We start from the raw sequence: 12,821 nt of genomic DNA, 5'->3' as shown, positions 1-12,821 counted from the left end.
TGACTCGTGGCGGAAGGACGCGGGGTGGTTGTGAACGGACTTCACGCCACTACGTCTTCGGTGATGGCAGCTTTTTCCTGATGGGTTGCGTGTGCGCAACCGGTGATAGATCTCCATAGTCACAGTCAATAGCCTCCATGCCAACAATCAATTGGATCAATTGAAGCAAAGCCCTTACTCTCACCATTCCACTAACCACAACCAACGGAAAAACAACGATGTCGTTGATCAATACCGAAATCAAACCGTTCAAGGCCCAGGCTTATAAGAATGGCCAGTTCGTTGAAGTGACCGATGCCACGCTGAAGGGCAAGTGGTCTGTGGTGGTGTTTTATCCCGCCGACTTCACCTTCGTCTGCCCGACGGAGCTGGAAGACCTGGCTGACCATAACGACCAGTTCCAGAAGCTGGGCGTGGATGTCTACTCGGTTTCGACCGACACCCATTTCGCGCACAAGGCTTGGCACGACACCTCTGACACGATCAAGAAGGTCAACTACACGATGATCGGCGACCCGACCGGCGCGATCACCCGTAACTTCGGCGTCATGATCGAGGAAGAAGGCCTGGCGCTGCGCGGTACCTTCGTGATCAATCCGGAAGGCCAGATCAAGCTGTGCGAGATCCATGACAACGGCATCGGCCGCGACGCTTCCGAGCTGTTGCGCAAGGTGAAGGCCGCTCAGTACGTTGCCGCCCATCCGGGTGAAGTGTGCCCGGCCAAGTGGAAGGAAGGCGACCAGACCCTGAAGCCGTCGCTGCACCTGGTTGGCAAGATCTAAGTCCCCGCTGCTCCCCTCTTGCGGCTCGCTGCATCGAGCCGCCTTGGGCCCGGCGTATTGCCGGGCCCGATTTCCGAATTCCCGACGTACGCGACGCCCGGCCTTGCCGGGTGATCGTGACGCTCACCCCGAATAAACCGATGGAGCCCCTCATGTTGGATGCCGATCTGAAGACCCAGTTGCAGACCTACCTGGAAATGCTCGTCCACCCGATCGAGCTGGTGGCCTCCATCGACAGTGGCGAGAAGTCACAGGAACTGAAAGGCCTACTGCAAGATATTGCGTCGCTCTCCAACAAGGTTGCGCTGAGCCTCGACGGCGCCGATGCGCGCAAACCCTCCTTCGCGATCAACCGCGTGGGTACGGATGTGAGCGTGCGCTTTGCGGGCATCCCGCTGGGCCACGAGTTCACCTCGCTGGTGCTTGCCCTGCTGCAGGTCGGCGGCCATCCGCCCAAGGTCTCGCAGGACGTGATCGAGCAGGTGCGCAATCTCGATGGCGACTTCCGCTTCGAGACCTTCATGTCGCTGTCCTGCCATAGCTGCCCGGACACCGTGCAGGCGCTTAACCTGATGAGCGTGCTCAATCCCAACATCAAACATGTGGCGATCGATGGCGCGCTGTTCCAGGACGAAGTGAATGAGCGCCAGATCATGTCGGTGCCCACGGTGTTCCTCAATGGTGAACCGTTCGACCAGGGCCGCATGACCATCGAGCAGATCGCCGCACGCCTGGATACCGGCTCCGCCGATCGCGCCGCCGAGAAGATCAACACCAAGGCACCGTTCGATGTGCTGGTGATCGGCGGTGGCCCGGCTGGCGCGGCAGCGGCCATCTACGCCGCTCGCAAGGGTATCCGTACTGGCGTGGCCGCCGAGCGTTTCGGCGGACAGGTGCTGGACACCATGTCGATCGAAAACTTCATCTCGGTGCCGTACACCGAAGGCCCGAAGCTGGCTGCTGCGCTGGAGCAGCACGTGCACGAGTACGACGTGGACGTGATGAACCTGCAGCGCGCCGAACAACTGATTCCCGCTAATGAACCGGGTGGCCTGCACGAAGTGCAGCTGGCCAATGGCGCGACGCTAAAGGCGAAGACGGTGATCCTTTCCACCGGCGCGCGCTGGCGCAACATGAACGTGCCGGGCGAGCAGGAATACCGCAACAAGGGCGTCACCTATTGCCCGCACTGCGATGGCCCGCTGTTCAAGGGCAAGCGCGTGGCGGTGATCGGCGGCGGCAACTCCGGCGTGGAAGCGGCCATCGACTTGGCCGGCATCGTGAGCCACGTCACCTTGCTCGAGTTCGACAGCACGCTGCGTGCAGACGAAGTGCTTCAGCGCAAGTTGCGTAGCCTGCCGAACGTCGATGTGATCGTCAGTGCGCAGACCACCGAAGTGTTGGGCGAGGAAAAGGTCACCGGCCTCACCTATACCGACCGCAGCAGTGGCGAGAGCCGGCATGTCGCGCTGGAAGGCGTATTCGTGCAGATCGGCCTGCTCCCCAACACCGAATGGCTCAAGGGCACGCTGAAGTTGTCGTCGCGCGGCGAGATCGAAGTGGATGCGCGCGGCGAAACTTCGCTGCACGGCGTATTTGCGGCTGGCGATGTGACCACCGTGCCATACAAGCAGATCGTGATTGCCATGGGCGAAGGCTCCAAGGCGTCGCTTAGCGCCTTCGATTACCTGATTCGCCTGCCCGTAGCGCAGCCGGTTGAAGAAAGCGTGGTCGCCTGACGCATCAGGCAGCACGCCCGGCGGCATGAGCGCACGCTCTCATGCCGCCGGGCTTTTTTTATGCAAGGGAATCGCACAACGATATGGATTCGGTGGGAAGGAAACACTGCGGAGAAGCTTCCTGCGCCTGCTCGCAACCACGCTGCAAGACGACCGCGCGCGATTCGGTCAGGCGGACCTGCGAAAATACAGTCGATCAGGGTGCAACTCACTCGTCCATTGCTCGCGCTGCAGGCGCGTCTCGACATCACACTTGTACGCTCACTGCCCAGCCCGTCTGACGAGCGGGCGTTTCCGCATGGCGCGAAGGCCCTGAGAGGGTCGTGACCCCGCCGAGACTGTCATCCCGACGAGGCCACGCGATGCGTCAGGCGAGATCGAACCGGTCGAGGTTCATCACCTTGACCCAAGCTGCCACAAAGTCACTGATGAATTTCTCCTGCGCGTCCTCGCTTGCATAGACTTCGCTCAGGGCGCGGAGCTGCGAGTTCGAACCGAAGATCAGGTCGACGCGGCTGCCGGTCCACTTCAGCTTACCGGTCTTGCGGTCATGCCCCTCGAACACGTCCCGGGCCTGCGACTGCGGTTTCCATTCCGTACCCATGTCGAGCAGGTTGCGGAAGAAGTCGTTGGTCAGCGCTTCCGGCCGATCGGTGAAGACGCCGTGCGAGTTCTTCCCGTCGTGGACGTTCAGCACACGCAGGCCGCCGACAAGCACCGTCATCTCAGGGGCGCTCAGCGTCAGCAACTGCGCCTTGTCGATCAGCAGGGCTTCGGCCGGGATGCTGTACTTGCCCTTGAGGAAGTTGCGGAAACCGTCGGCGACCGGTTCGAGCATCGCGACGGATGGCACGTCGGTCTGTTCCTGCGAGGCGTCCATGCGGCCCGGCATGAAAGGTACGGTCACACGATGGCCAGCCTTCTCCGCCGCCTTTTCGATACCGGCGCTACCGGCCAGCACGATCAGGTCGGCAAGCGACACTTTCTTGCCGCCGGACTGCGCCTTGTTGAACTCGCCCTGGATGCCTTCGAGCGTCTTCAGCACCTTCGCCAGTTGCTCGGGCTGGTTGGCCGCCCAGTCCTTCTGCGGTGCCAGGCGAATGCGCGCGCCATTGGCGCCACCACGCTTGTCGGAACCACGGAAGGTGGATGCCGATGCCCAGGCGGTGGTCACCAACTGCGAGACGGACAGACCTGATGCCAGGATCTTCTGTTTGAGCGAGGCGACGTCCTTCTCATCGACCAGCGCGTGGTTGACCGCCGGGATCGGGTCCTGCCAGATCAGTTCTTCGGCCGGCACTTCCGGGCCCAGGTAGCGCGCGCGCGGCCCCATATCGCGGTGGGTCAGCTTGAACCAGGCACGGGCGAAGGCGTCGGCGAGCTGGTCGGGATGCTCCAGGAAGCGTCGCGAGATCTTCTCGTAGATGGGATCCACGCGCAGCGAGATGTCGGTGGTGAGCATCGTGGGCCGCAGCTTTTTCGAGGAATCATGAGCATGCGGGATGGTTGCTTCAGCGCCCTTGGCGACCCACTGGTTGGCACCGGCGGGGCTCTTGGTCAGTTCCCATTCGTGGCCAAACAGGTGCTCGAAAAAGCCGGGACCCCATTTGGTCGGCGTGCTGGTCCAGGTGACCTCCAGGCCGCTGGTGATCGTGTCGCCACCCTTACCGGTGCCGAAACTGCTCTTCCAGCCCAACCCCTGGTTCTCGAGATCGGCGGACTCGGGTTCGAGACCCACGTTGTCGGCGGGACCGGCGCCATGCGTCTTGCCAAAGGTGTGGCCACCGGCGATCAGCGCGACGGTTTCCTCGTCGTCCATGGCCATGCGCGCAAACGTCTCGCGGATGTCGTGTGCCGCGGCAAGCGGGTCCGGATTGCCGTCGGGGCCTTCCGGGTTCACGTAGATCAGGCCCATCTGCACGGCGCCCAGCGGATTTTCGAGATTGCGCCCTTTGTCGGTGCGGCTGGTCTCGCTGCCGTGCAGCTCTTTCTCAGCCACGATCACGCCTTCGTTGTCGCCGTCTGGCCCCTTGCCGTAGCGGATGTCGCCGCCCAGCCAGGTCTTCTCGTTGCCCCAGTAGACGTCCTGATCCGGCTCCCAGGTGTCCTCGCGTCCGCCGCCAAAGCCAAAGGTCTTGAAGCCCATGGTTTCGAGCGCGACGTTGCCGCTGAGGATGAACAGGTCGGCCCAGGAAATCTTCTGGCCATACTTCTGCTTGATCGGCCAGAGCAGGCGGCGGGCCTTGTCGAGGCTGACGTTGTCCGGCCAGCTGTTGAGTGGCGCGAAGCGCTGCTGGCCACGGCCGCCGCCGCCGCGGCCGTCGCCTATGCGGTAAGTGCCGGCACCGTGCCAGGCCATGCGGATGAACAGCGGGCCGTAGTGGCCGAAGTCAGCGGGCCACCAGTCCTGTGAATCGGTCATCAGGGCCGCGAGATCCTTCTTCACCGCCGCCAGATCGAGACTCTTGAACGCCTTGGCGTAGTTGAAGCCATGGTTCAGTGGGTTGGATTTGCTGGAGTGCTGGGCGAGCAGATCCACCCTCAACTGCCTGGGCCACCAGTCCTGGTTGGTCGTACCGCCACCGGCGGCATGGTTGAACGGGCACTTTGCTTCGTTTGACATGCGCTCTCTCCTTAAAGGGATGAAACGACTACGAGTTCTACGAAGACGTCAGGCTTCCGTGGCGCAACCGCGGGCTCCATGGCGAGCCCGTTCTGACACGTCGCTGCTGGTCACCCGAGGCGCGTGGCTCTGATCCGATAGTGGATGTTGTGGCGTGCATGGGACGCGTATGGCTCACATCGACAGACCGGTCCTTACTGGAATCTACGCCGGGGCGACCATCAATGGAATTCGATTCTTGCAATGACCTTGATAGGTTCTGGCTATCGAAAGACGAGTGGTTTTGGCGACCTTGGCTCAATGTCCATGGCACCTACCGCGGGGAGACGATCGTCGTTGGCGAAGGGTGGGCTTTACGTCTACAGGGGTGAAACTTCCGTCGTTCAACGGGGCACCCGCATGCGCGCGCTCCAGTCGGCTGAAGCCCAACGCCCAGTGCAACATCGAGCCCATCTGGCTGACCGGGCGCTACTCGCCTCACTTCAAGACACTGGTGGTGCCTTTAGCACGCAAGGTTGCGAATTCAAGACGGGCATGCGAGGTCGGATGGGGCCTGACCGGTCAGTGAGTATGCTCTCGCAATGCTCCCGGAATGCCACCCTCGGCAAGACCGCCCTGTTCGAGCCATTGACGGGTTCGTGCCTTCGATCGAGCGATCAGTCCGTCTGCAGCGGAGTAGTCGTAAGGCGACGTATCGAGCGGACACAGGCTGGGCACGATACGTAGCTCGATCGAGCTGTTGGCGTAGCGCTCGGCGTCCTGCACGAGTTGGCGCGACACCAGCAGGCTTACGGCGTGCATGGCGCGCGCAATTGCTCCCGCCGGTATCTGGCTCAACGAACAGGCAAAACCGGTAGGCAGCACGATGACGCGAGTCGCACCGAGCCTCACGGCGGCGGAGATGGGCGTGTTGTTGGCAACGCCGCCATCCACCAGCAGACGGCCGTCGATCTGCACGGGAGGAAACACGCCGGGAATGGCCGTACTAGCCAGCACGGCATCCACTACCGACCCCGCCGACAGCAGTACCTCATCGCCAGTGAGCATGTCCGATGCCACGACATGCACCGGCAACGCAGCCTGCTCCAGTCGTCCGTAGGACATGTGCTGCTCCAGCAAGGCGCGCAAGCCATCGGAATCCACGAGATAGTCGCGTCGACGCAGCACGCCGAGCAGGTTGCGCCAGCTAAACGGAAAGACGTCGCGCCGTCGAAGTGCGCACCAGATGCGCTCCAGCCTGCTGGCGCCGTCGATGGTGGGTTCCGCAGCGAAATAGGCTGCGTTGATCGCACCTGCCGAAGCACCCACCACGAAAGCGGGTTGTTCGCCCCATTCCAGCAGGGCCTGCAGCATGCCCACCTCCACGGCACCGAGGCTGCCTCCGCCTGCCAGCACAAAGGCAGTGCGTGGTGGATGGGTGCGGACTGCGGCTTCTGTCTGGTTCATGGCGATTACCTGCATGCAGGCTCACAGCGATGTCGTGAGCCGGGTCAGCCATTCAGGACTGATGGACAGTACGAACGCTTCAAACTTGCGGTCCAACCCGGTGAGAACCAATAGGCCAATCAGCACAAAGCCTGCCCCCAGTACCGACTTGGCAGCGCTGCCGACCGACACCAGCGCGCCGCGCATGCGCGTCATCGACGCTCCGGACACGGTGCTCAACGCAAGCAATGGCAGCCCGGCGCCAAGGCCAAATACCGCCATAAGCAGTGCGATCTGACCAAGGTTTCTGCCTTGCGCGGCGAGCGTCGTGGCAGCGCCTAGCGTCGGACCGACGCACGGACTCCACACCAGGCCAAGAATCAGCCCGATCAGGAACTGGCTCAGCCCGCCCTCGCCACGAATCGAACCAAGCGCCTGCTGCCCTGTATTGCCGATACGAGAGCTGATCTGCGCGAAGGCAACCTGCCAGCGCGGCACCAGCATCGCCAGCCCGAACAGCACCATCAATACCGCCGCGACCCGCCGAAAGGTGTTGGCACTCAGGCCAATCGATGCCCCCAGCGTGGCGAGAAAGATGCCGGTGAGCGCAAACGAGAGGCTGAGTCCGAGTGCGAGCATCGCGCCGCCCCACCGATGTCGCGAAAGCGCGGACGCGATCAGTATCGGAAGAATCGGCAGCACGCATGGCGACAGCAAGGTGGCCGCGCCCGCCAGAAAACCCAACGCATACGTGCCCAGGCCAAAATCCATCAGAGCGCCTGCTCCAGTGCGGAACGAATACCCGCTTCGCTGGTTTGCCCCGTCGAACGCGTCACCTCGTGCCCCTTCTTGAACACCACGAAGGTCGATTGCTGCGTGACTTTCAGTGATTGCTCCAGCGCCGTCTCGGTGTCGAAATCCGCGACGAAGATGGTCACCTCCTTGAGTCGAGGCTCCACCGATAGCCGATCGACGATCGGCTTCTGCGCACGGCAGGTCGGACACCAGTCCGCGTGCAGATAGACCACGACGGGTTTGCCTGCGGCCACCGCCTGTTCGTACTGCTTCTGGTTGAACGGCACTTCATCCGCCGCAACGACTCCAGCCACCGCCAGAAGCAGCGCGCCGAGGGCGAGTCCGAGCTTGTTCGTTTTCATGTGGGTTGGTTTTCCTGTGATTGACGCATCAGTCGCCGATGGCATGAATGGCACCACGCGTCGTGACGGCGCTCATCGATTGAGTGTGGATGCCGAGCGCGCGGGCGAGCAGCGTGTCGAGGCTCGCTTTGCCAGGCCCCGAAATCAGCAGCCAGAAGAAGATCAGGCTGTAGACCACCTCATCAGCCTCGACGTAGTCATCCAGGCCCATGAGGTTGGTGGACACCACCAGCGTCACTGCCACGGCCATGTTGATCAGCATGGGGATGCACACCAGCCGCGTGAACAGGCCCAGCATCAGCAACAAGCCGCCGATCAGTTCGGTCCACGCCGAAAGCCCTGCGCTGAACGCCGGAAATGGAATGCCCCAACCCATGAATCGCTGGACGAAGCCATCGAGGTTGTGGACTTTGGCGATGCCGGTTTCCAGCCAGAAGTAACCGAACACCACGCGAACCGTGAGCGGCCCGATCCATTCGATGCTGTTGAGCCACTGAAGCAGGCGCGAAGCCGTGACGGCGATGGTGTGGCGCATGGCGGCGAGTTCCGGAGTGACGAAGTAAAGGCATCATGCGAACCCCCAGCAATTCCCGCCATGTTCGGGCGTCCAAGCTTTCTTGCCGTGAGTCCGGTCCTTCATCGTCACTTCGTCTACCCGCCCTTTATCGGACGATTGGGCACAAAAGCGGGACGCCCGGGAACAGTCAATGGCGCTCCAGCTGTCGAGAATGGCTGCGTCGGAACCTGCCCGGAAGCTCCATGGCCGGGGTCGACGATCTCTTTCCCCATGCCGCCACTGCGCGGCCGTCACCACATGACAGGAGTGATCCATGAAGACCAACAAACTCAACGGCGCAGCCATGGCGATGATGGTTGCCGGCCTATTCGCCGTCGGCTCGATGTCCGCTTCGGCCGCCGACAAGACCCCCACTGGCGACACCGCCAGCGTCAAGTGCGTGAACTCGTCGAGCTGCAAGGGCCACGGCGCGTGCAAGCAGGCCACCAATTCCTGCAAGGGCCAGAATGCCTGCAAGGGTCAGGGCTTCACCATGCAGAAGACCGACAAGGACTGTGAGGCCGCCCAGGCCGCGGCAAAGCAGGCGTAAGACCTGCAGCGGGGCTTCCTGCGCCGTGCAGGAAGCCCCGCATCTACGGCCATGACGACTTCCATCGCTTCCCGCCAGCTGCCCTACCTTGGCTTTGGCCTCGGCCTGCGCGTCGATCACTACGAAGCGCTGCTCGAGGATCCGGGCAACGTCGAGTGGCTGGAAATCGTTTCCGAGAACTATCTCGTTCCCGGCGGCCGCCCGCTGCGATGGCTGGAGCGGTTTCGTGAGCGCTTCCCTCTGGTCATGCATGGCGTGTCGATGTCCATCGGAAGCACCGACCCGCTGGACGACGGTTACCTGAGCCAACTGGCCGCATTGGCCAGACGCGTCGAACCCATGTGGGTTTCCGATCACTTGTGCTGGACGGGTGTGCGCGGAGTCAACCTGCACGACCTGATGCCGCTGCCCTATACCGAGGAAGCGCTGGCGCATGTGGTGGAACGCGTGCAACGCGTACAGGAGAAACTCGGCCGGCGCATTCTGCTTGAGAACGTATCGAGCTATATCAGCTTTGCCGACTCGCAACTGACCGAGTGGGAATTTCTCGCCGCCGTCGCCGAGCGCGCCGACTGCCTGATCCTGCTCGACATCAACAATATCCACGTCAGCGCGCACAACCACGGCTTCTCCGCGCTCGACTACCTCGATGGCATTCCCTCGTCGCGCGTGCAGCAGTTCCACCTTGCTGGCCATGAGCACGGCGGACAGTTATTGATTGATACCCACGATGCGCCGGTGGTCGATTCAGTATGGGATCTCTATGTCGAAGCAGTGCGTCGCTACGGCAAGGTGTCCACCATGATCGAACGTGATGATCACATCCCGCCACTGCACGAACTTCGGCTGGAACTCGATCACGCCCGGCGGCTTGCGACACCGCTACTGCAGGAGGCGGCATGAGCGATCTGCATGCCATGCAGGTGCGGCTGGCCGAGGCGATGCTGACGGATACGCCGCAGCGCCTTGATGATTTGCGCGGCGACGATCTGGCCGACATCGCGAGCCGTTTCGCGATCTACCATCACGGATACCGCATACGTCTGCGCGATGCGCTGGGTACGGAATTTCCCGGACTAGCGCTTATGGCGGGGACGCACTTTCCGCGGCTGCTGGACAGCTACGTGGACGCGCACCCGTCCACGCACTACAACATCCGCTGGCATGGCGAAGGACTTGCGGCGTTCCTGGCCGAGGTTTCGCCCTGGTGCGAACGTTCCGAACTAGCGGAGATGGCGCAGCTGGACTGGGCCGTTTCCAGCGCCTTCGACAGCGCCGACCAGGGCACCGTTGGCGTCGACGAACTCGCGAGCGTACCACCCGAAGCATGGGCGGGCCTGCAACTACATCCGCTTGGCCATGTGCGAGTACTCACCTGCACTTGCAACGTCGACGCATTCCGCCGTGCGGCCGACCGCGGTCAACCCCGCCCTTCATTGCGTCGTTTACGCCAGCCACTTCACTTGCTGGTGTGGCGACCTGCTCTGGATGTCCGCTATCGCAGGGTCGACGCGGACGAACTGTCGGCGCTGGACGGTGCATTGCGTGGCGAGCCATTCGCCCGACTGTGTGAACGCCTGGCCGAAAGGCATGCGCCCGCCACCGCACTGCCACGCATGGCCAACCTGCTCTCCCGATGGCTAGGCGAAGGGCTGATCGGCCGGCTGGTTGTATCGGGCCAAGCCCCCATGTAACCCCGGGCACGCCTCCGACGAACTTGACTATTGAGTCACCTGTCGGAAGGAAGCCCATGTACATCGAACCGAACCCCTCGCTTTCCGCGGGTTCACGCGCTCGACTTGTCGAACCCGCGCTGGAATCGTTGCTCAACCGGTCGATGCTCCGGGTCGAGGTGATCGCCGAACTACACCGCTGCGGCTCGTGGTATCTCGACGGCCCCCGCCACCACTGCGGCCTGTTTCACCTTGTCGGCGTCGGCCAGTGCAAAGTCGAGAGCCATGCGCTTGAGCAGGCGATGGAGTTGGAGACGGGCGACCTGGTGATGTTTCCGCACGGCGATCCACACCGCCTGAGCGCGCGCGATAGCGCATGCGCCGACCAGACCAGCCTGATATGTGGCGAATTCCGCTTCACGGGTAGCTCACAGCATCCGCTCAACCTCGCATTGCCCTCGTGCGTGGTCATTCGCGCCGAGCGCGCCAGCACACCCTTCAGGCAACTGTCTTCCATGATGGTGGATGCAGTGCATGCTGGTTGTGCCAGCAGGCAGGTGCTACTCAACAAACTGGCTGACGCGCTGTTCACGCTCGCCATCTGCGACTACGCCCGTGACGCGGGCGAACGCCAGGGCCTGTTCGCCTCGCTGGCCGACCCTCGCATCGCACGAGTGCTGCAGGAGGTCTACAACCATCCAGGCATGGCGTGGACCATGCAGTCCATGGCCGCGGTAGCCTGCATGTCGCGATCGGCGTTCGCCGAACGTTTCACACAACTGATGAAGGTGCCGCCGATCCAGTATGTGACGCAATGGCGCGTGAGCTTGGCCGAACAGTTGCTGCGCGATCGCCAGCAATCGGTCGCCGGCATCGCACAACAACTGGGCTACAGCAGCGAGGCTGCATTCCGACGTTTGTTCAAACGGGTAAGCGGCATGTGCCCAGGCCGTATTCGCGGCGAAAGCATGCGCGCGACGGTACTGAACTGATCCTCGCAACGAACAACGCTGTGGCGTGACCTGGCGTCACGCCACAGCGTTGTTGCTGCAGTGAGAGCCCCGCTCTCTACGCGCAACCTCAATGCGCAAGCTGGCGCAGCAACTGCTCCAGTTCGGCACGTAGATGTGTCACTTGCGCCCTGGCTGCATCGCGCTCCTGCACCACCTGGCTGTGCAGGCTTGCCGGCACCGCATGCATGGAGAGCACTTTTTTCCTTGCCCTATAGCGGCGCGCGCGCTCGGCTGCCGTCAACGCATTCAACTTGCGCGGACGGCCACGACCGCGCTTGAAAGCCAAGGGCAACGTCATCGTCCCGGGATCCCGTGGATCAACCATGTCGCGTCCTCCGCCGAATTTGGCCTATTTTATGTGGCGTCACATAAAATTACAAGCCAAAATTCTCTTGTTTCACAAGAAGTCAGCGACTTTTCTTCAGGTAGAACAACTTCGACCGGCTGGCCTTTGCCATCGGTTTCCTATTCACATGACAGGGAGCTTCACGTCGCTACCGTGAGTGCCGAAGCCCTCCCGCGAGACCGCGCGGCCAACGAACCCCGGAGTGGAGCGTTCCCAAAGCGGAACCCGACGAGGAAACCCCGAACATGGATTCGCTCTACGAGTGGTCGTCGCGAACCATCCGCCGCATCTTCGACGCGCGCATCAAGACGCCACCCGTGCTGGACACCGCCACTTACTTTCCCGCGGCACAGCGCTTTCAGGCGGCATGGATGACGATTCGTCGCGAGGCGCTTGCCGTCATGGACGGCGCACAAGCCATACCGAGATTCCACGAGATCATGCCGTCCCAGGCCGAGATCTCCGCGAACGACGGCAAGGACTGGCGCATGTTTCTGCTCAAGGTCTACGGCCAGGACATACGTGCCAACCAGGCGACCTGCCCCGCGCTGACCGAACTGGTCAACTCAACGCCGGAAGTGTTATCAGCCACCCTGTCCTTTCTCGCGCCGCACAAGCACATTCCACGTCACAGCGGCCCGTTCCGGGGCATTCTTCGCTTTCAGTTGAACCTCGAGGTGCCAGCCGATGCGGACGGACGGCCAGGCGCGGTGCTGCGGCTTGCCGATCACGAACACCGGCTGGGCAATGGCGAGTGCCTGCTGTGGGACGACACCTATCCACACGAGGTGTGGAACCACAGCGATCGCACGCGCATCGCACTGTTGCTCGACGTGCGCCGCACCGAGATGCCATTGGATCTTCGCCTGCTGTCGCGCGCCGTCACGGCGGGCGTCGGCATGGTCGTGCGCTGGCGCGGTTTTGCGTGAAGCGAACACCGCGTGGAACGCCGTCCGG

The 12,821-nt window shown here is 62.4% G+C and carries 13 protein-coding genes; 7 read left to right on the top strand and 6 right to left on the bottom strand.

From position 1 onward, the window contains the following. Positions 1-218 precede the first annotated feature (218 nt). Positions 219-782, top strand: a complete 564-nt coding sequence (gene ahpC / locus AC3CBN_RS14040; RefSeq protein ID WP_488633630.1) for an alkyl hydroperoxide reductase subunit C — start codon at positions 219-221, stop codon at positions 780-782. 152 nt (positions 783-934) lie between these two features. Next, positions 935-2,521 carry an alkyl hydroperoxide reductase subunit F gene (gene ahpF, locus AC3CBN_RS14035; protein WP_488633629.1) on the top strand — a complete coding sequence of 529 codons (1,587 nt, stop codon included), beginning with the start codon at positions 935-937 and terminating at the stop codon, positions 2,519-2,521. A gap of 367 nt (positions 2,522-2,888) precedes the next feature. On the opposite strand, the gene katG is transcribed toward ahpF, so the two are convergent. The 5 genes from katG to AC3CBN_RS14010 all read right to left on the bottom strand — a co-directional run bounded on the left by katG (position 2,889) and on the right by AC3CBN_RS14010 (position 8,261). After that, positions 2,889-5,144: a catalase/peroxidase HPI gene (gene katG, locus AC3CBN_RS14030; RefSeq protein ID WP_488633628.1), complete on the bottom strand. Its 2,256-nt coding sequence runs from the start codon at positions 5,142-5,144 to the stop codon at positions 2,889-2,891. A gap of 561 nt (positions 5,145-5,705) precedes the next feature. Then, on the bottom strand, positions 5,706-6,590 hold the full coding sequence (locus AC3CBN_RS14025; protein WP_488633627.1) for a patatin-like phospholipase family protein: 885 nt from the start codon (positions 6,588-6,590) through the stop codon (positions 5,706-5,708). Between the two features lie 21 nt (positions 6,591-6,611). After that, the gene (locus AC3CBN_RS14020) at positions 6,612-7,340 is read right to left on the bottom strand and encodes a cytochrome c biogenesis CcdA family protein (RefSeq protein WP_488633626.1); all 729 of its coding nucleotides are present in this window, start codon (positions 7,338-7,340) and stop codon (positions 6,612-6,614) included. Next, positions 7,340-7,726, bottom strand: a complete 387-nt coding sequence (locus AC3CBN_RS14015) for a thioredoxin family protein (RefSeq protein WP_488633625.1) — start codon at positions 7,724-7,726, stop codon at positions 7,340-7,342. The genes AC3CBN_RS14020 and AC3CBN_RS14015 overlap by 1 nt, the downstream gene beginning before the upstream one ends. A 28-nt stretch (positions 7,727-7,754) precedes the next feature. Beyond that, a complete protein-coding gene (locus tag AC3CBN_RS14010) occupies positions 7,755-8,261 on the bottom strand; it encodes a DoxX family protein (protein ID WP_488633624.1) in 507 nt (168 codons plus the stop codon). 295 nt (positions 8,262-8,556) lie between these two features. Between AC3CBN_RS14010 and bufA2 the strand changes: the two genes are divergently transcribed. Genes bufA2 through AC3CBN_RS13990 form a run of 4 tightly spaced genes read left to right on the top strand, consistent with a single transcriptional unit; the run spans position 8,557 to position 11,497 of the window. Then, positions 8,557-8,832: a BufA2 family periplasmic bufferin-type metallophore gene (bufA2, locus tag AC3CBN_RS14005; protein ID WP_488633623.1), complete on the top strand. Its 276-nt coding sequence runs from the start codon at positions 8,557-8,559 to the stop codon at positions 8,830-8,832. 51 nt (positions 8,833-8,883) lie between these two features. Beyond that, a complete protein-coding gene (gene bufB, locus AC3CBN_RS14000; RefSeq protein WP_488633622.1) occupies positions 8,884-9,735 on the top strand; it encodes an MNIO family bufferin maturase in 852 nt (283 codons plus the stop codon). Beyond that, positions 9,732-10,526: an HvfC/BufC family peptide modification chaperone gene (locus AC3CBN_RS13995; protein WP_488633621.1), complete on the top strand. Its 795-nt coding sequence runs from the start codon at positions 9,732-9,734 to the stop codon at positions 10,524-10,526. Before bufB ends, AC3CBN_RS13995 begins: the two co-directional genes overlap by 4 nt. Positions 10,527-10,582: 56 nt before the next feature. Next, complete coding sequence (locus AC3CBN_RS13990) at positions 10,583-11,497, top strand: helix-turn-helix transcriptional regulator (RefSeq protein ID WP_488633620.1); 915 nt, start codon at positions 10,583-10,585, stop codon at positions 11,495-11,497. An 88-nt stretch (positions 11,498-11,585) separates the two neighbouring features. Here AC3CBN_RS13990 and AC3CBN_RS13985 read toward each other — a convergent pair whose 3' ends face one another. Then, positions 11,586-11,843, bottom strand: a complete 258-nt coding sequence (locus AC3CBN_RS13985) for a hypothetical protein (RefSeq protein WP_488633619.1) — start codon at positions 11,841-11,843, stop codon at positions 11,586-11,588. A gap of 266 nt (positions 11,844-12,109) precedes the next feature. Here AC3CBN_RS13985 and AC3CBN_RS13980 point away from each other — a divergent pair, with 266 nt between their 5' ends. Continuing rightward, positions 12,110-12,793, top strand: coding sequence for an aspartyl/asparaginyl beta-hydroxylase domain-containing protein (locus tag AC3CBN_RS13980; RefSeq protein ID WP_488633618.1), 684 nt, complete (start codon positions 12,110-12,112; stop codon positions 12,791-12,793). The last annotated feature ends 28 nt before the right edge of the window (positions 12,794-12,821 follow it).

This window comes from Dyella sp. OK584, assembly GCF_057787755.1.
Note: the sequence above shows the minus strand (reverse complement) of the source record. Positions and strands in the feature narration are given on the sequence as shown.

Coding starts and splice junctions, on each gene's coding strand:
- AC3CBN_RS13985 (WP_488633619.1), bottom strand. CDS start 11,843: ATGGTTGATCCACGGGATCCCGGGACGATGACGTTGCCCTTGGCTTTC.
- ahpF (WP_488633629.1), top strand. CDS start 935: ATGTTGGATGCCGATCTGAAGACCCAGTTGCAGACCTACCTGGAAATG.
- AC3CBN_RS13990 (WP_488633620.1), top strand. CDS start 10,583: ATGTACATCGAACCGAACCCCTCGCTTTCCGCGGGTTCACGCGCTCGA.
- AC3CBN_RS14010 (WP_488633624.1), bottom strand. CDS start 8,261: ATGCGCCACACCATCGCCGTCACGGCTTCGCGCCTGCTTCAGTGGCTC.
- ahpC (WP_488633630.1), top strand. CDS start 219: ATGTCGTTGATCAATACCGAAATCAAACCGTTCAAGGCCCAGGCTTAT.
- AC3CBN_RS14020 (WP_488633626.1), bottom strand. CDS start 7,340: ATGGATTTTGGCCTGGGCACGTATGCGTTGGGTTTTCTGGCGGGCGCG.
- AC3CBN_RS14025 (WP_488633627.1), bottom strand. CDS start 6,590: ATGAACCAGACAGAAGCCGCAGTCCGCACCCATCCACCACGCACTGCC.
- AC3CBN_RS13995 (WP_488633621.1), top strand. CDS start 9,732: ATGAGCGATCTGCATGCCATGCAGGTGCGGCTGGCCGAGGCGATGCTG.
- bufA2 (WP_488633623.1), top strand. CDS start 8,557: ATGAAGACCAACAAACTCAACGGCGCAGCCATGGCGATGATGGTTGCC.
- AC3CBN_RS13980 (WP_488633618.1), top strand. CDS start 12,110: ATGGATTCGCTCTACGAGTGGTCGTCGCGAACCATCCGCCGCATCTTC.
- bufB (WP_488633622.1), top strand. CDS start 8,884: ATGACGACTTCCATCGCTTCCCGCCAGCTGCCCTACCTTGGCTTTGGC.
- AC3CBN_RS14015 (WP_488633625.1), bottom strand. CDS start 7,726: ATGAAAACGAACAAGCTCGGACTCGCCCTCGGCGCGCTGCTTCTGGCG.
- katG (WP_488633628.1), bottom strand. CDS start 5,144: ATGTCAAACGAAGCAAAGTGCCCGTTCAACCATGCCGCCGGTGGCGGT.